This window comes from Lacticaseibacillus salsurivasis, assembly GCF_036246225.1.
GTDB classification, from domain to species: Bacteria; Bacillota; Bacilli; order Lactobacillales; family Lactobacillaceae; genus Lacticaseibacillus; species Lacticaseibacillus salsurivasis.
In genome coordinates, this window is sequence record NZ_BTTP01000017.1 from 1 (window position 1) to 18,870 (window position 18,870).

Annotated in this window: 9 protein-coding genes and 1 pseudogene; 2 read left to right on the plus strand and 8 right to left on the minus strand. The window is 54.7% G+C overall.

From position 1 onward, the window contains the following. Positions 1–117 (plus strand): annotated as a pseudogene (locus AAA927_RS10600) (IS30 family transposase); the annotation flags it as partial. 53 nt (positions 118–170) lie between these two features. On the opposite strand, the gene AAA927_RS10605 reads toward AAA927_RS10600, so the two are convergent. The 7 genes from AAA927_RS10605 to AAA927_RS10635 form a co-directional block, all read right to left on the minus strand. Then, entirely contained in the window at positions 171–1,031 is an 861-nt protein-coding gene (locus tag AAA927_RS10605; protein ID WP_338217802.1) for an aldo/keto reductase, read from the minus strand. A gap of 2 nt (positions 1,032–1,033) precedes the next feature. Continuing rightward, complete coding sequence (locus AAA927_RS10610; RefSeq protein WP_338217803.1) at positions 1,034–1,921, minus strand: NAD(P)-dependent oxidoreductase; 888 nt, start codon at positions 1,919–1,921, stop codon at positions 1,034–1,036. A gap of 119 nt (positions 1,922–2,040) precedes the next feature. Beyond that, positions 2,041–2,688, minus strand: a complete 648-nt coding sequence (locus AAA927_RS10615; protein ID WP_338217804.1) for a TetR/AcrR family transcriptional regulator — start codon at positions 2,686–2,688, stop codon at positions 2,041–2,043. 10 nt (positions 2,689–2,698) lie between these two features. Further along, positions 2,699–4,318: an ABC transporter permease gene (locus tag AAA927_RS10620; protein ID WP_338217805.1), complete on the minus strand. Its 1,620-nt coding sequence runs from the start codon at positions 4,316–4,318 to the stop codon at positions 2,699–2,701. Beyond that, the gene (locus AAA927_RS10625) at positions 4,299–5,213 is read right to left on the minus strand and encodes an ABC transporter ATP-binding protein (RefSeq protein ID WP_338217806.1); all 915 of its coding nucleotides are present in this window, start codon (positions 5,211–5,213) and stop codon (positions 4,299–4,301) included. Before AAA927_RS10625 ends, AAA927_RS10620 begins: the two co-directional genes overlap by 20 nt. 204 nt (positions 5,214–5,417) lie before the next feature. Beyond that, complete coding sequence (locus AAA927_RS10630) at positions 5,418–5,801, minus strand: hypothetical protein (protein WP_338217807.1); 384 nt, start codon at positions 5,799–5,801, stop codon at positions 5,418–5,420. Positions 5,802–6,055: 254 nt separating this feature from the next. Beyond that, positions 6,056–11,893 carry a S8 family serine peptidase gene (locus AAA927_RS10635; protein WP_338217808.1) on the minus strand — a complete coding sequence of 1,946 codons (5,838 nt, stop codon included), beginning with the start codon at positions 11,891–11,893 and terminating at the stop codon, positions 6,056–6,058. A gap of 316 nt (positions 11,894–12,209) precedes the next feature. Here AAA927_RS10635 and AAA927_RS10640 point away from each other — a divergent pair, with 316 nt between their 5' ends. Further along, the gene (locus tag AAA927_RS10640) at positions 12,210–13,139 is read left to right on the plus strand and encodes a peptidylprolyl isomerase (RefSeq protein WP_338217809.1); all 930 of its coding nucleotides are present in this window, start codon (positions 12,210–12,212) and stop codon (positions 13,137–13,139) included. A gap of 77 nt (positions 13,140–13,216) precedes the next feature. On the opposite strand, the gene AAA927_RS10645 is transcribed toward AAA927_RS10640, so the two are convergent. Then, positions 13,217–18,832, minus strand: a complete 5,616-nt coding sequence (locus AAA927_RS10645) for a TIM-barrel domain-containing protein (RefSeq protein ID WP_338217810.1) — start codon at positions 18,830–18,832, stop codon at positions 13,217–13,219. Between the last annotated feature and the right edge of the window lie 38 nt (positions 18,833–18,870).

The following is an 18,870-nucleotide window of genomic DNA, read 5'->3' on the forward strand; positions in this document are numbered from 1 at the left end:
CAGAGCGACCAGGAAATTGAGACTTATATTGAACAACTGAATAACCGACCACGCAAGGTCTTAGGCTGGAAGACGCCATCAGAAGTCTTCCTGGGTAAAAAGTTGCACTTGAGTTGACAATTCGTCGAATCAAAAAGCCGCCAACCATTGCGGTCGGCGGCCAGTAGGTTTTAGAAATTCGTCGTGTCAGGATCGGTGGCTAGCCCGGCAATGCCGTGCAAGCCGTCCAGCGCCTTCATGTCATCCGCGGTCAAGTCAAAGTCAAACAGCTCGGTATTGGCCTTGATCCGCGCTTCATGCACGGACTTGGCCAGCGGCAGGAAGCCATGCTGCAAGGACCAACGCAACAGCACTTGTGCCACCGACTTGCCGTAGTGCTTGGCAATCGCGGCCACCTGCTCATTGCCCAGCAACTTGCCGGTGCCAAGAGGGCTGTAAGCTTCACTCAGCATGTGATACTTTTCATTCATCGCCGTCACTTCAGGCTGCAAGTCACTTGGATTCAGGAAAATCTGGTTGACCATCGGTGTCACCGTGGCATTTTTCATCAAAACATCCATATGCTGCTGGCGGAAGTTCGAAATCCCAATGGCGCGCGCTTTGCCGGCCTTGAGCACGGCTTCCATCCCCCGCCAGGTGTCGGCGAGGCTGTCTGGGTAACTGTCCCGGAAGCCAACAGGATTTGGCCAGTGGATGAGATACAAATCAACATAGTCCAGGCCCAATTTGGTCAAGGACGCATCAATGCCGGCCTGCACCAGATCAAACCGGTGCGCGTCGTTGTTCAGCTTGGTGGTGACGAACAAGTCATCGCGCTTGATGCCACTAGCTTTGATGCCGGCACCAACCGTTTCCTCGTTGCCATACATCGCCGCGGTATCAATATGCCGATAGCCGGCCTTGATTGCGGCCTCAACGCTTTGCTTGGCCACATCGCCATCTGGCGTTTGCCACGTGCCGAAGCCCAAAACTGGGATTTTAACCCCATTACTCAACGTGTAAGTATCCTGTAAACTGTTAAATTTTGTCATGGTTAATCCTTTCTTGGTGCTGATGCTTGCCAACTTGCATACTGCGTAATCAGACCCTGCGTGCCTAAGTCCCCTTCGCCGGCGTCCACCATCGCCTGGTACAGCGCCTTGGCCTGTTTGGTGGCAGGCAAATCCAGGTGCATCTGGTCGGCGGCCTCAAGGGCAATGCGCAGGTCTTTGACGAAATGCTTCACGAAAAATCCTGGGGTGTAGTCCCCCGCTAAAATCCGCGGGCCATAATTGGTTAAACTCCAATTAGCGGCACTACCACCGCCCACCGTGGTCAAGACCTTATCCAAGTCGAGCCCCGCAGCCTTCGCGTACACCAGCATTTCACTGAGCCCGGTCATGGTGCCGGCGATCATAATTTGATTGGCCATTTTGGTGTGCTGACCACTGCCAGCCGGGCCAAAGTAATTGATGGTACTGCCCATGGCGGCAAAGACCTGCTTCATTTGCTCGTAGGCCGTTTGATTGCCGCCAACCATGATGGTGAGGGTTCCGTTTTTGGCGCCAATGTCACCACCTGATACCGGTGCATCCAGCGCCACTGCCTCTTGCTTAGCTGCCGCTTGCGCAATGCGCTTAGCGAGGTCTGGGGCACTGGTCGTCATATCCACCAAAACCTGTCCGGCCTTGGCGCCGGCCAAGACGCCATGCTCGCCGAAGTAAACCGCCTCGACATCCTGCGGAAAGCCCACAATCGACAGCACTGCGTCTGCCTCAGCGGCGACTTGCTCAGGCGAATCGGCCCAAGTAGCGCCAGCGGCTAACACCTTGTCAGCGTGCGCCTTGGTACGGTTGAACACCACGACTTCGTAGCCGGCTTGCAGGAGGTTGGTAATCATGCCGGTCCCCATGATGCCGGTGCCGATAAATCCGATTTTCACATGCTCACCTCATTTCAGACTTGCTAAAAGTAAGTATACCGCATTTTCCAGCAGAATCGAAAGGCGGCAGCTTATGAAGACAGTAAAGCGGCACAGCCATCACTGACTGCGCCGCTTGGTTATTGCTGAATAAACCCGTATTCCAAAATGCGCATGTAGTTTTTCACTTCGTCGACCAACCACTCAAGGTCGGCCACTTGGGCGTCAGGATGGGCATCAAGAAACGGCCGCGCTTTGCTGGCAATCAAGTCGTTCATCGCTGCAATCAAATCGCTCACCATTTGCGGGGTCACCTCAGGCTTGAGCTTCATCCGGTCAAGCACGGGACCGAGGAGATCTTGGCTGACAAGCTGCATTTCGCCGGCCATGAGCTGATTAATTTCAGGGGCCAGAGCTTTAGGGTAGCCGCCACCATACAACGACATCGCAAAGGCGAACTCAGGTTTATAGTCCACCTGAAGCGCAATCTTATAGCGCAGCGCCCGAGTGACCATGGTTTCCAAATCAGGTGCATTCTGCCAGACGCTGAAATCCGCCACCTCATTCAGGCGCTGAAACACCCACTGCGCCGTGGCGAGATATAACGCCTCCTTGGTGCCAAAGTAGTGAAAGAGCAAGCCTTTGGACACCTTGGCGTCGGCAGCAATCAGGTCGGTTTTGGCACTGCGGTAGCCCATTTGAGCAAAATGCGTCAGCGCCGCATGCAAAATGCGTTCCACTTTGGCCGGGTCTTTGACTACCGGCTGGCCGATAGTTGCTGGGGTCATTTTGCTCACCTCAATTCATCAACAAATCGCGACGCCGATAAGCCCACAGGCCGACTGCTAGCAGCACCACGCCGAGCGCCGTCATCCAGCCAAAGGTGCCCCAGTTAATCGCGGCCACTGGCACGTCGTTGACCCAGCCGTACGGTGACAGCTTCAGGGCCCATTTTGGCAGATCCATCAGCGGCCCCAAGTACAGCGAAATCACGCCATAGATGGGCACAATCCAGATCACAGTCTGCCATTTTGGTAGCAGGCCGGCTAGCAGCATCGCCAACCCGCACACCACCAGCAGCGCTGGCCAGTAACCGACAAAACTGCGCATGAACCGCGCCAGTGTGATCGTGATGGTCATGCTTTGCTGACCCGCCGCGGCCATACCCCAAATTGCGGCAATGAAGGCCGCGGAGCCCACCACCAAACCGTAACCGGCAGAAGTTAAGGCCAGGCGCAAGCGGCCGATGGGCTTGGCCTGCATCAAGGTCAGCAAACCTTTTTGCTCATCGCGGTTCAAGCTCAAAATCATCATCACTGCTGGAATCGTGGCCACAACGACGAAAATCACCGCCAGCTTGTTGGCCATGGCCAGCACCACGGCGCGATTAGCCGCCGCGACTGCCGCGCCGCCAAGTAACTTGCCCAGCACTGGGTTCGTTTTGACCAAATCCCCCACGGTCCCGAAAATGGAACCGTAACTGGCGCCCAGCAGTGCCAGGCCCAGTAGCCAAACAATGGTGCTGGTCCGGTTGACTCGCGCCAGCAAGGAAAGTGGTCCGCGCAAGAACGCACTGGCGCGCTTGCGGCCAGGCTTCGGGGCAATCAAGCCGGCGCCTAAATCGCGCCGCGCGGCCAAAGCCACGGCACAGGCGCCGCCAACCACAGCGCCTGCCAGCATTAGCAGCACCGGCCACCAGGTGTTGTTGGTGTAGAGCTCCATTTTTTCAATCCAGCCAAAAATCGTCCACCAGGTTAAATCAGGATTCTGAACATCCGTCCCCATCCGGGCGATGAACACCAGCCCTAGAAAACCGTAACTGAGCATCAGCGCGCCGCGGCTGGTGCTGGCCAGCTGGGCAAACAGCAAACTAAAGCTACCAAACATCAGGCCAAAGGCGGCTAGACCCAAGCCAAACAGCAAATTCCCTGCCGCAGTGGCGCCAGGCATTTGCGCCGCTTGCAGGCTGAGCGCTTCCAGCACCCCACCCAAGCCATTGACAATCACCAGTTCCAACATGGCCGCCAGCAGTGGCGCCTGCCGGCCCACACTGCGCGCCAGCATGAGTTCGGTCAGGCCACTTTCTTCCTGACTGCGAGTGGCATGAATGGCCAAGTGGATGTTCATCATCACGGTGAAAAGACCCATGAACACCATCATTTCACTGCCGTAGATCAGTGCCGTCGTATAAGGCGGCTTGGCGGTAAAGGGGCCCAGCAAGGAGACCATGGCTGGCGTCTTCAAGGTCACAGCAATCGTGGCCATTTCCTTTTGAGTGCCATAAATGCCGCCGAACTTCGCCGCGGCGGCCGCCATCAAACCCACCAAGCCGGTGAGCCACAGCACGATTTTCAGCCAGTCATGCCGCAGCTCTAGTTTAAGCAAGGTGCCGGTGCGATTAAACGTGCTGTGTGGCATCCGCTTCACCTTCTTTGTTGTAATAACGCAGGAACAAATCTTCCAGCGTCGGCGGGGTGCTTTGCAGCTGCACGATTTCGAGGCTGCTCAGCTGGTCCATCACGCTGCCCACGGCTTCACTATCCACGGCAAATTCCGCCTTAGTGTCACTTTCCGCTTTGAATTGATGCACGGCCGGCAAAGTCGCAATGGCGGTCAGTGGTTGCTTGGTTTGCACGTGAATGGTGCTCCGGCTGAGTTTGCGCATGGACGCCAAACTGCCGACTTCGATGATTTCACCTTGGCGAATGATACCGATGCGATCACACATCCGCTCCACTTCGCTCAAGATATGGGAGGACAACAGAATGCTCTTGCCGGCTGCTTTCAACGCCAAGACCTCTTGCTGGAAAACCTCTTCCATCAGCGGGTCGAGGCCACTGGTCGGTTCATCAAAAATATACAACTCGGCGTCAGTGGAAAAAGCGGCGACCAACGCCACTTTTTGGCGGTTCCCTTTTGAATACGTGCGCGCCTTTTTGGCCACATCAAGGTCGAACTTCTTGATCAGCTCGTCGGTGCGGGCGGTATGGTTTTGACCGCTCAGTTTCAGCAGCAGATCCACAATCTCGCCGCCTGTCAGATTTGGCCACAGGTCAACATCCCCTGGTACATACGCAATCCGCTTGTGAATGGCCACGGCGTCGGTCCACACCGACTGGCCAAAAATGGTAGCCTGACCGGAAGTGGCCTTGAGGTTCCCCAGTAAAATCCGAATCGTCGTGGATTTCCCCGCCCCGTTCGGCCCGATAAAGCCAAACACTTCCCCGGGGTGAATGGTAAAGGTGATATTTTTCAGCGCTTGAAACTTGCCAAAGCGCTTGGTTAAATGATCGATTGCAACGACCTCTGTCATCGCTATCTCCTCCTCTTATGCTTTGATGGTCCCAGTGTAGAAGCCATCGACTGGCGAGTCAATGAGAATCGAGTCAACCAACGAAGCCAGCAAAAACCAGGTCTACCAACAGATTGACTCATTACTTCGGTTTGAGTCAATGAAAAAGCGACTGCACCTTAAACCGTGCCGTCGCTTCATTCAAATCAAGCTGAATTTTTGGGGCTAGCCGAGCGTGGCAGCCAGTCTCACGCGCGCTGGCACTGCCGAATTAGCCGCAAAATCAGCCAACCAATTGCGGGTGATCTGAGCCGCTCGCGCGTGTTGCCATTGTCGAACGTCACTGGCCTGCCACTTGCGGGTGTCTCGCTGCTTCGGCAAGGCTGAGTCCGCGCCTTGTAGCCCTTGCGCCGCGGCGGTCAGCTTGGCCACCACGAGGTCATCTAGCGCCTGCCGCTGGTTGGGACTAGCTACTGCCCGCACCGCCAGGTAGTCATCCAGGCCGATGCTGTTCACCGCAGTCGCACTAGCGATTTGCTCCATATAAGCCGGCACCACTGCCGCCCCCACTGGGATGTCGTGGACTGCGCCATCAACTAATGTAATCATCTGATCACTCCTAAAATAAGATTAAAAAAAGTCGTACATCAAATGCACGACCCCCGAAGTGATCTGCATCCGTCTATGGTGGGGCACGTTGCCTTTCGGTACGTTGCCGGTTGGTCACAGTGCATAGCCACTACCAACACTCTTGATACATACGATTTTCTTTGCCTCAACCATAGCAGATTTAGGGTCCAAAAGCCAGCAAAAAGAGCCTCCGTAGAGGCTCTTTCCGTGGTGCATGTATGACAGTGGGACGATTAACGCTCGTCCGCTTTCTTCTTACCGAAGAAGGCCAGCACGCCAGCAATCATGGCGGCGCCGAGGGCCATCAAGCCAGTTTGGGCTTGGTCACCAGTGGCTGGTAATGCCGCCTGTTGTTTGGTGTCCGTGGCAACGCTGAGCTTGGTCGCCTTAGCTGCGCCCGTGGTCGCAAGCGGCTTTGGCTGCGCCGCAGCGGCCGCTTTGGCCTGAGCGTCAGCCGCGGCAGCGACCTTAGCTTGCTGAGCAAGGAGTTTGGCCTGAGCCGCTTCCTTCGCCGCCTGCGCTGCGGCAGCCGCATTGGCTTTCGCCGCTGCGCCTTCGACATCACTCCCGCCAAAACGGGTGTTGTTGGCCGCGGTGTTCTTCGCGGCGGCGGCTTCGTTCTTGGCCGCCAGCGCCTGGGCGTAAGCGGCGGCAGCATCGGCCTTAACCTGCGCTGCAATCAGGGGCTTAAAGTTGGCCAGTTCGGCCAACTGGGCCAGTTTTTGATCAGGCGTCGTGGCGGCTTTGCCGGTGTTATGGGCATTGTCGACATCGCCGTACCAACTGCGACCAGTGGCAGCGTCGGTACTATTGCCGGTGGCTCCTGGGGTCGCCTGCTTGATTTCATTGGCCAAAGTGTCCAGTGCATCATCAATCAATGCATTCAGCTGTGCCGTTGCCTGTTCCGGCGTCAAAGCACCGGCCTTGGCTTGGTTGTATAGGTAATCGAAGTCACCGTTGAACGTGCGACCTGATGGGGCCTTGGTTTCGCCTAACCCGGCAGCAGCCACTTGCTGCTTCGCGGCGGCGATTTCATCAAGCGTGGTGGCCTGGTTCAAGAAGGCATTCAATTGCTTCTTCGCTTCTTCTGGGGTCACAGTGCCAGCCTTGACTTCAGCGGTCAAGTTGTCCAAATCACCGTAGTAAGTCCGGCCAGTGGCTGGATCTGTGGTTTCACCCGTGGTGGTGCCAAGGCTTTGCTTAGCTTCCTGAATGGCGGCGAGAATATCCGCATTCGGATCAACCGTTGGCGTGGTGGTGGTAGCCTTCTTTTCCAACTTAGCAATCGCGTCATCCAACGCGGTTTGCGCGGCTTGAACGTCAGCCAAAGTGGCATCCTTATCGTTCAGGACCGTTTGCGCCTGTTTCCGGGCACTGGCAAGCACCGCTGCGGTTTCGTGCGTGTAGTCGCCGGTAGCGCCGAGTGCGCGCGCTTCAGTCAAGGTGGCCTTGAGCTTTGCCTTCGCATCCTTCAACGCGGCCGTATCTTCAGCCGTGGCAGGCACATAGTTGACCACGATGGTTTGGACTGCGGTCTTGTTGCCGATGTAGTCCTGAGCGTAGATGTTGAACGTGTTCTTGCCTGGCTTCAAGGTTTCAGTCTGACTGAAGTCTTGGTCATAGCCCTTGTCGGCGTTGAAGTCCACGTCGCCATAGCCGGCCATGACGTTGCTGTCGTTGATGTACAAGTCAGCGTAGGTGTTGTCGTCCTTAACGTTCCCGGTGAGGGTAAAGTTCGGGTTACTGGTGGTAATGGTGTCATTGACCCCATCGCCATCAGTATCCTTGGCCTGATCCACCGTGAGCGTCGGCAAGTTCGCATCCACGTACAGGCTAATCCGTTCCTGAATCGTGGTGGTGGAAGTGTCATCGCCAATCAAAACGCCAAAGTTATTGCCGTGATGCTGGCCGATGTCCAGGGTGACACTGAAGGTGCCATCAGAGTTGATTTTCACCTTCTGATCACCAATGGTCAGATTCGTGGTTGGCCGTGCGACCTTCCCGGTGATGGTAATCTTGCCGGTAGCCGGATCATAATTCTTAGTATCCGCTGCGATGTAGTTGTACCCGAAGGCAATGCCATCATCGAAGGTCACGTCTTTGTTGGACGGTGCGACCACGCCGTAGTTGCTGGAAGTAATCGGTTGATCGACCTCCGTTTGGTTACCGTCGGCATCAGTGGCGGTGACTTTAGCGGTGTTATCCCCACCAGCGATCGGCACATCAGCGGTGAAGGTGTGATCAGCGTTAACCGTGGCATCGATGGTTTGGTCACCAATGGCCACCTGAACGGTTTGCGTGTCGTCACTGACGGTCCCGGTCAGGGTCACTTGCGTTTCGGAAGACTGCGCCGTTGTGGCCGCTTGGTCCCCTTGCTTGTAGGTGGCCTGACCGTCAACCGCCAAGGCATCGATCTCAGGGGCCTTCATCGCAACTTGAATCTGCTTCTCGTACAGCAAGGTTTGCTTACTGTCATCGGTATAAACCTTAACCGTGGTGGTGTAATCGTCATCACTGACTGGCAGATCGGCAGTAAAGTTACCAGAATTATCATCGGCAAAATCAACTGTGCCGTCATGTTCGTTGCCATCAGCATCGGTGTAAGTGAAGCTTGGTTCAACCAGGTAATTACCACCAAACTCAAACGCGGTGCCATCATCGTTGAGGCCCTTGGTTTGCGTCGTAATCTTGTCTGGCAAACCGCCTTGGTTGATGACCAAGCCGCCGTTGGCTTCGCCTGGCTTCTGGGCCGTAGCCGAAGTCGTGGCTGAGTTCGAAGCATTGTCAAACACGGCAATAGAAAGACTATTCCGACCAGCAGCCAAGGCCTTGACCTGCGCATCGCTCAGCGCGATCTTGATCTTGGTGTAGCCGTCAGCGGTGGTGCCTTCGGTGTCGTAGCTGGTTGGATCCTGGTCGCCGTCATTTTCCACACCGTTAATGGCTGTGTTGGCGGAACCGTCCAGGCCACTGAAGTTATCGAAGGCTTCAGCCGTCAGATAGTATTGCTTGTTACCATCCTGGTCGGTTTCAGCGGTGAGCTTCAGGTTGCGGACGTCAGGTTTAACGCTATCGATTTTTACCTTGAAATCAAGCACTTGCTGCTTGTCGGTGCCATCTGGCGTGCCAACCACGCGGTAGGTGTAAGTGCCATCAGGCAGGGTTTCGGTTTGATTGGTTTGCGGATCGAAGTACGTGCCGTCGAATTCCGCCCCATCCAGCTTTTCGTATTTCTGACCATTAGCGTACCAGTAACTCTTCGTGGCAGCCTTATAGGTGGAGAAGGTCGTCAGCAGGTTGCCTTGGTCGTCCAACAGCTGGGTCTGAACGTCATTGGCATTCCGAAACATCCAGTATTCAGGCTGAATCCAAGCAATGTCAGCGCCTGGTGCCGTGGAGAAGGCAATGTTGTTGGTATCGATGACGTAATTGCCCTGCGCGTCGGTGGTAAGACCAGGATTGCTGATGGCTCCATCTTCATCATTCCCGCCATTGACAATCGTCCCGGTGTTGCCGGTCGTGGTTGGCGTGAAGGTAACCCCGTTGAAGTCATCGAACAGTTGTGGATTGCCCCAACTGCCGTAAAAGCCCATGTACGGGATGCTCAGCTTGGAGTTATCGGAGCCTTCAAAATTCAGGAAGCCTTCAACGTATTGATCCTTTTCAAAATCGCTTGGTAAGGTGAAGGTGAAGGTGAATTCTTGGGTGGTTCCTGCTGGTACGGCAATCGTGGAATCGGCCTTGATGTTGGCCCCAGCAATCGCCTTGTCATACAACGTCGCGGTCTGCGCGTCGGTAGCGGAGGTATAAACTGCCGTCAGCTTCGCGTTGTCCTTCAGCGTGTAAGTGATTGGCTGATCGGTGCGGTTGGTAAACTTCAAGGTGAACTGATGGGTGGCTTCGTCGAAGTCCTTCAGTTCAACGCCTGGGTAGTCATTGGCACCAGTGACCGTAGATGGGTTCTTGCTGATGGCATCAATGGCTGCGTCCACATCGACCATCCCCGCGCCTTGACGCCGTGGCGATTCGATGACAGCATCGCGGTCAACGTCAGTGATTTCAGTGGCAGTGTTCATCTCAATGGTCTTCATGAAGGCCGCACGTTCACTAGCGGTCATGCTTTGATACAAGGCATAGTACTGGCCATTTTCGTCATTCATGGCCTGCGTCAACAGCGCCTGGGAACCGGCAATAAATGGTGAGGCCATGGACGTCCCAGACAAGTTAGTGTAACCGTTGTTGTTTTGGGTCGACCAGATATTGCCACCAGGGGCGGTGATGTCAGGCTTAAAGGACAAGTCAGACGTTGGCCCGTAGGAACTGAAGGTGGACATGGCATCCGTCGCGGTCAACGTGTTGTCCATTTGCTTCAAGCCGATTTCAACGTTGAAGGTGGCATCCGAGTTAGCCGCCAGATAAGCCACCAACTTGTCCCCATCATTGGTGGACAAACCAGCAGTTGGGAAACCAGCATCGTAGGCCACAGACGTCAAGGCCTCATTGCCGCCGGCATTGTTAACAATCAAGACGCCAGCCGCACCAGCCGCTTTCGCGTTGGCCTGCTTTTCGGTGAAGTTGATGTCACCGCGCTTCACAATGGCAATTTTGCCTTTCACATCGGCGGTGAACTGATCAGCCGTGCCAATGCCGAGGTTACCGTCAGCATCTTTGACTTCGTAGAACTGCTTGCCGTCAAAGGCGGTCAGGTCAAAGCCGGTGCCGGTTTCGGTCATGGATGGGCCCAAAATCGTGGTACCATCGGCGGAAATCGTGATGGCGTTGTTGATCGCCTTGGTGTTTTCCGCAGAAGCAACCGTGGTCGCATGCCGCGCCGTGCCTGGGGTGCCAATCATTTCCATATCCGGATTGCCGAAGTAATCGACATTGGTGCCATCTTGGTCAGACACAGAAGTCCCGTCGTTCCCGGCGGAAATGACGGCGGCGGTACCAGCATTGATGGCAGTTTCAACTGCAGCGACTTCTGGATCATCGTCACTTTGTTTGCCTGAAGCAGAACCCAGCGACATGTTCAAGACATCCGCACCCAACTTAGCGGAGTCATCAATCGCCCCAACGACCGAAGTGGAATCCGTCGTGGCCGCGGTGTCAGAGTTGGAGAAGACTTTCATCGCCAAGAGCTGCGCTTCTGGCGCCACCCCAACAACTGACGTGGTCGGGTCACTGCCGGTACCGTTCGCCCCGATAATCCCGGCAACGTGCATCCCGTGTTGCTCTTCCGGATTGTCATCGGTGATAATTTCATCGTTATCGGCGTAGTTATGCCCGTAAGGCACCTTGGACGTGTAGTAACGGCCGTAGCCAGTCTTGCCGATGAAGTCATTGACATCATCTTCGCTCAACTTGGCAGTGCTGGCATCACTCAACCGGAAGTCCTTGTGGTTCGGATCAATCCCGGTATCAATGACCGAAACAACTGTGCCTTCACCTTTGTACTTGTAGTTGGACCAAACCGTGGAAACATTAGCCATATCGTTGGCCGAAGATTCAGCGGCGTAATAAACCTTAGCAATCGAAACCGACTTGACGCCGGCGACGTGTTCCAACTTGGTCAGATCTTTGACCTGAACCTTGGTGGTAAAGCCGTTGATGACATAGCCATAGCTTTCGCCAGTGCCTTGGGCGGTGATGGCCGCCACTGCCGCTTTGGTGCTAGCCTGCGCAGCAATGACTTTCTCGGTGGCCGCCTGAATTTCGGCGGTGCTGGCATTGGTGCTCAAGCTGCCATTTTCAGCGGCAGGCGCGGCAGCCAGTTGAATAATGACATCAACATAAGTGTCTTTTTGCTGGGCGGTGGTCAACTTGGTGAAGTTAACCCCACGCGCGGCCAGTTGCGCCTCAACGGCTTTGGCAGTGGTATCCGCCGTGGTTGCCAACGCCTTGGCTTTGGCATTGCTGCGCGTCGCTAAAGTCGCCGCGGCCTTCGTCTTCGCCTTAGACTGGCTATCGACACTTGCTTTAGCCTGCAGTTCGAACACTGGCGACAAGGCCAATGCCCCCAAAACAGCAGTACTTGCAAGCGCCGTCACAATCGTTTTGCTTGTCCTATTCATTCATTTACCCCCTAGAGTGACTCAAACCTCACCATCTTGATTAAGTGATGATAAGAATGATTATATGTGGAAAAATCTAATTTGCAACCTATTTCTCAAAGAAAGTTTTAATATTCTTCAAATTTTATCCTGTCTTAATTCGTTTTCAAGAATCTATTTCTCAGTCAGAAACGCCAATCTATGGCGGCTTTGTATCCAACAATTACCAGTATTTAGCGAATCTTCAAGAAAAATGAGAGAAATATTAGGAATAACGTTGCTCTTCATTAACTCTGGCGGTACAATCAGAAGCACATGTTCGGGGAGGAGTATCTTCATGAAGACAATTTTGAAACCAACCCGGGTGCTAGTCGCCCTGGGGGTCATGCTGACGTTGGCCGGTTGTGGCAAAGCTTCACAAACCGATCAGGCCAATCAGCAGGTCGTGGCGCAGTATGCCAAAAAGAAAATTACTCAGCAGGATTTTTATCAGGCGTTAAAAGCCGAGCCGAGTGCAAAACAAGTCTTGGCCAATCTTCTGATCTACGGGGCCATGAAAGACGCTTATGGCAACAAGATTGATGAAACCAAAGTCACCGCTGCCTACAAGTCCTATCAATCGCGGTATGGTGATCAATTCGCAGCCTACTTAGAGGAAAATGGCTACACTAAAAAGACCTTCAAGCAAACCTTGCGTCTGAACTACCTGAGTGAAGCCGCCTTGAAGGCCCAGATCAAGCCCACCACCGCCCAACTTAAGGACGCCTGGAAGACGTATCAACCGAAAATCACGGTGCAGCATATCCTCACCACCAGCGAGGACACGGCTAAAACCGTCATCGCCCAGCTGCAGCAAGGCGCCGATTTTGCCGAGTTAGCGCAGAAATACTCGGTGGAAAACACCACCGCCAGCACCGGCGGCAAAATGGCGGCGTTTGACAGCACGGACAAGAACGTGGATTCCACCTTCAAGGATGCAGCTTACAAGCTAAAAGATGGCGAGTTCACCACGACCCCGGTGAAAACCACCAGCGGCTATGAGGTCATTCAAATGATCAAACATCCCGCCAAAGGTACCTTCAAGGCCAGCAAAGCCGCGTTAACTGCCTTCCTGTACCAAAAATGGGAATCCAGCACCACGGTGATGAAGAATGTCATCAGCCAAGTGCTGAAAGACGAAAACGTCAAAATCAAGGACAAGGATCTTCAGTCTGCTTTGAACGCTTACAAAGGCACCACCACTTCCGGTACTGCCACCACCAAGTAACGCAAAACACCGCCCCTCATGCGTAAGGAGCGGTGCTTTTGATTCAGGGAGAAATTGAAATGGTCGGATTTAGGGGATTAAATCCGTTTACGATTGATACCAGCTAAGCCCAGCAGTGACATTAGGGAAAGGCCTAGCGCCGTCAGCCAACTAGCATGGGTGTTCCCGGTTGCCGGTAAAGTCTCATCGTCCTTTTTCGGCTTCGTAGCTTTGACGGCCTTGGTCGCCTTCGTCGTCTTGGTCGTCTTCGTTGCCTTGGTTGCCTGACCAGACTTTTGCTTGCCCGTATCGCCAGACTGGCGAGGCTGGCTACGGTCGTCTGGTTCGCTCGTAGGCGTCTGCGTGGTTTCATCCGTGGTTTCTTTTACTCGGGTCAAACCGGCTAAGGCTGCCTGCAAAGTCGCTTGGGCTGCCGCAACTTGCGCTGGCGTTGCTTCAGCATCAGCCAGCACTATTGCGGCTGCTGCAGCCGCATCAAGGGCTGGCGCATAGCTGGCAGCGGTGTAAGCATTAGCGTCCAGCTGGTTGGTTTGATCAATCAACGCCTGCAGGTCAGCTTTAGCCGTTTGGCTAGCAGCTGGCTGGAGTGTCGCTAACGCTTTGACGATGGCCACGATGCTTTGATCTACGGCAGCTTGATCCGCCGCTGGGTCAGCGAGTACTTCCTTGGCTGCCGCCAGTGCTTTCGTCACCGGGGCGAAACTGCTTGGCAGATACTTATTCGCCTCAAGCGCTGCCACGTTCGCCACCGTCAGTTGCAAAGCGGCTTTATTGACGACTGCCTTGAGCTTCAGGCCGGCCAAAGCGTCACTCAACGCTGCGGCCGCTTTGGTTAATTCAGCGTCGGTCGCCTTAGGATCAGCTACAACCTGCTGGCCAGCAGTCAACGCTGCGGCTAACGCTTGCGCAGAAGCCGAGGTGAATGGCGCGGTATCGACTTTGCCAGCGGTCTCAACCAGCTGATTCAGCATCGCGACGGCGGCCGGGCTGGTTTGCGGCGTCAAGTTAGTCAAGGCGGTGGCCAAGACCAGACTCGCCTGGTCAACGGCTGCTTGGGTGGCGTCAGCTCCGATTGCCTCTGCCGCGGCCAACGCGTCGGTCAGCTTAGCACTGGTCTCTGGGGTGTAAACCGCCGGATCCAGCGCTTGCGCGGTCTTAATCAGTCCAGCCAATATGGTGGTGTCCACTGGCACCGCTGGCGTAAGTCCTTCAATCGCAGCGACCAGATCTGCTTGTGCCTGTGCCACATTCGATTGGGTGGCGGTATCCGGCGCCGCAATCAGCGCTTCACCAGCGGCTTTAGCTTTCGTCACTGCGGCAAACGAATCGGCAGTGTAGTCGGCTGGATCCAAGGCGCCGGCAATCTTAACGCTTTGCGCCAAGGCGGTTAAGTCGACTGCCGCTTGTTCAAGGGTGATACCGGTGCCGGTATCGGCTTTGGCGACTGGCGACTTTTGGTTGACCAGTTCGCCGTTGACTAAGGCTAACTGCAACGGCCCAGTCAGGTTGGCGTTCAACTTCAGCGTAATCGTGGCAATTTCACCGCTGCTGGCCAGCCGCGGTTGCTCGCCTTTATTCGCAAACATCAGATAAGCTTCGACTGAGCCATCGGTGTGAGTGGCGACGCGGGAAAGGTTCTCCATCCCTGCCGTGAGCTTGCCGCCGGTAATGCCGGTGACCGTGCCGACGCTTGGATCAACCGGTAAGGCAACGGATAAGGCATTGACGTTACTCAAACCATAGCCGGTCACTGTCAAGGTCACCGTATCCCCAGGGTGGTAGGTGGTGCGGTCGGCTTGCAACGCAATCGTCCCAGCTGGGGTCTTGGCATCCGTGCCAGCCGGGGTTTCACCAAGCTGGCCCAAGATAAAGTTGGCATCGGCCGCATCGACCACGCCCGAGCCGTCAATATCGCCTTTTTTACCATTTTGGTCAAAGGCCGCATCTTGGTCATTCAAGCCAGAATACTGCTTCAGCGATTGAATGTCGTTGTCTGAGATTTGCCCATCGCCGGAAATGTCGCCCGGTACTTGCTTCAACGCCCCAGGCACTTTGAAAATCTGAATTTCATTACCGGAAACGTTGTTGTTCACACCGGCGCCTTTCGGAATGTCAAAGCGCACAATCGAACCATGCGTACCATCAGCGAGTTGGATGCTGCGTGGCATCGCCGTTTGCTTCCAGCCCTGCGCACTGCCGGCCTTAGTCCAGGTAATGCCATCGTCGCTGACGTAAACGTCCATGTTCTTCAGGTTACCATTGCCACCGTTGTCCCGCGGGGTGTAGACAATGCTATCCAGCGCATAGTCACCGTCGAGGTAAGCATAAATCGACATTGGGGTGGCGTCAGTCAGATCCCAAGCAGAATGCGCCATGGTCGTCGTGTCGCCGTCAAACAGATACTTGAACTCGGTGTTGGGCTGCCATTTGGCTTCATTGCCATCGGCGTCCTTCGCTTCAGCCTTGACCACTTTCAGCACATCCCGCAGCGGATCATTGCTGGTTTCAAAGGTCGCCTCATCACTCCACTGGGAAACCCCATCGGCGGTGACGGTCTGGACTTGAATGGTGTGACTGGTGCCGCGCAACACATGATCAATGGTGTAATTAGCAGCTTTCATGTCGCGGTACAGCACACCATCGACCTTGAGGTTATAGCCAGTTGCCCCTTCTACTTCATTCCAGGTCACTGGAATTTCAGTGGTCGTGATGGCCATCGGATCAGCGGTTGGTGTATTCGGAGTCGCAATCGCATCCGATGGCGTCAAAATTGGATTTTCCGGGGTGGCACTGGTGTCGATACCCCTGAAGTTAACTTCAATCCCATCCTTTGTCACATCCACCGCGTGCAGCTTCAGGCGCAGGAAGTGCTGGGCCAAATCGGTGCCCACGCCATCGAGATAACTGTTGGTCAGATAGTTCGAATCATCGAACCAAACATCGGTCCCAGCTTCGAAGGCTTCTAAGGTCTGGACCTGCTTCAAGGTCACTGCCTGACCGCCAATCGTAGCGGTGACGGTGCTTGGCGTGGTCTTGGTGCGAACATCAAACTCGGTGGTCCGGTCGGTCTTCATTTCAGCATAAGTGCCAACCGTTGGAGCCACCGTCAAGGTCAAATCGGTACCCTTCAAGCTGCTGGTCACCTCAGTCGTTGCTGAAGCTCCGCTTTGATACTTGGCGGATAACCCGTCATCTTCATACACCGTGTAGCTACTATCGCCATTGGCATAAATCTGGAACTGCCGCTGGTCTTTGATGGCATCATATTGGGTAGCATTGTTGGTGGCAGGCGCCGTCGGGATAATCGCACCGGCCTTGACGAAGACTGGCAATTTCCAGAGCGGGGCATCAAAGTTGTTGATGACCTGACCGCCTTGGTACTCTTTGCCGGTGTAATAATCGATCCAGATTTGGTCAGGATCTGGCAGGTAAATCCCATTGCGAATATCATTCCCATCCGCATCGGAAGCGGTGTTTTGATAGATTGGGGCAATCAGGAAGTTGTCGCCCCACATGTATTCATACTGCACCAGATCGGTGTAAGTTTCCGGCAGATCCGGATATTCAAGGAGCAGTGCCCGCACCATTGGATTGCCATCGCTGATCGCTTGCTCTGAAGTCGTGTAGATATACGGCATCAGCATGGTCTTCTGCTTCAGATAAGCGCGGTTGATGGCGGTGATGGTATCGCTGTAGACCCACGGCATCTTCTGCTGCGAACCCCAGCCATCCATGTTCAATTCAATCGGAGTGAAGGTCTTCCACTCGTATTCACGGGCGTTGATGATGGGATTATTCCCGCCGTAAATACCGTCCGTATCAGAGCCCACGTTCGGCTGGCCGGACAGCCCTTCACCAATGTACGTTGGGATGTGGAAGCGAATGTATTCCCATTCGCCGCCAGTTTGGTCGCCATCCCAGATGCCTGACATGCGCTGGGTCCCGGCCCAGCCGTGCAAGGTGATCACAAATGGCCGCACGGTATCCCCATCGACAGATTCCATCATATCCAGGGCTTTTTGAATGCCATCGAGGCCAAAGGAATACCCTGCGCCGACCCAGGCCACGTCCGTCTTTAACGCCACCACGCCGGCTGCGACTTCAGCAGCAAAATCGCGGTCCTTGTTGGTCGGATTATCGGGATCAACCGGTGATAGATTTTGCTGGGTCCACAGACCCACTTCAATCCCATGCGCATTGGCGTATTCGATGAACTGCTTCAGGTTTTCGACGTTGCCGGCCAAGGTATCGGTTTGACCGTAGCCCGCACCATAACCGTCGTTTGGCAGGAACCAGCCCAGCGGCATGTCGTATTTTTCATACAAATCAATCATTTGCCGGGCACTGAATTGGTAATTGTCTTGCCCGTTGGTGCCTTCGCCGTTCAGCGACTCCAGAATACCTTGGCCTTTCAGGTTCTCAGGCATGTTTTCCGGATTATATTCCTTGTAATACTTGCCGTCAGGGAACTTATATGCACCGCGAGTGCCTTCAGGAACTTCAATCCAGACATCACGGTTGAAAGCATTCAGGTGGGCTTCGTAAAAGCCATACTCCGGCATCATCAGTGGCGCGCCCGTCAGCTCGTAATAGCCTTTGATCAGGCCTTGCGCGGTATCGGCGAAGACGTAGAAGGCATCAAAGCGGTTTTCATTGTGGCTGAGCTTGATGGTACCGTCATTAGCCGTGTCGAAATTGTACGCCCCAGGCATAAAGGTATTGCGCAGGACGCCATAACCATCCGTGGACCAGTAGAACGGCACTGGCGAAGCGGATTCGCCATCTGTCCAGCCGCCTTTTTCGATTTTGACGTTCTCACCGAGCAAGGCAAAATCGCCGTTTTGCGTCCCACCGCCGAAATAGTTTTCATTGTCATGGCGTGCAAGATATTCAGTGCTCTTGTCCGCAGTCAGTTCAATGGGCTGCGTCTCTGCCAGAATCGTCTTATCGCCTTTGGTAACACTCATTGTACCGGCGATCTTATCAAAATGAATTTGCACGACACCGGTATCAATCACGGTTTCGGTATCGTTATCGGTCAGGGTCGAAGCAGTGAAAGCATCAGCGCCGTACTCCTCGGGCGTTTTGGTCAAAATCTTAGCGTTCAGATTTTCCCCTGATTGCGCCGGGTCGCCGTAAGTGTTGGTCGGGTCGGCATAATAGCGCATGATGTCGCCTTCAAGCAGCGACAACCGGGCGACCAGGCCACTAGCATAAGTGACCTCGTAGTAAGTATCTTTTTTGACGACACTGCTAATTAACGCTGCCGCCTGGGCCGGATCAGTCGCTGGGTCCTCGGGCTCAGCTGCTGGTGTTTCAGTGGTTGATTTTGGGGTCACTTCTTCGGTCGGTGTGGTTGCCGAAACATCCTGTTTCGGCGCAGTTGCGGTCGCCGCAGCATCGTCGTTTGTTGCCTCTGGCGTCACGGCAGGCGCCTCGCTGACCGCTGCATCGGCAGTGGTCGGGGTCTCAGCGGCAGTGTCGCCGCTAGCTGGCGTCTCAGGTTGGGTTTGGTCAGTTACCGGCGCTGCTTCAGTTCTAGCAGCGGCTTGAGTCTGGCCCGTGCCATCCGGGGTTGTATCAGCATGCACTTGCTGCATACGGCCACCGAATAACACAAACATTGATAATACTGAGGTACTGTAAAGCAAGGCCTTGACTGGTCGAGTCAGTCGGCTTTTTGAATCACGCATGAATACTCCTCCTTGTCGGATCGTGATTTATCAGTCTC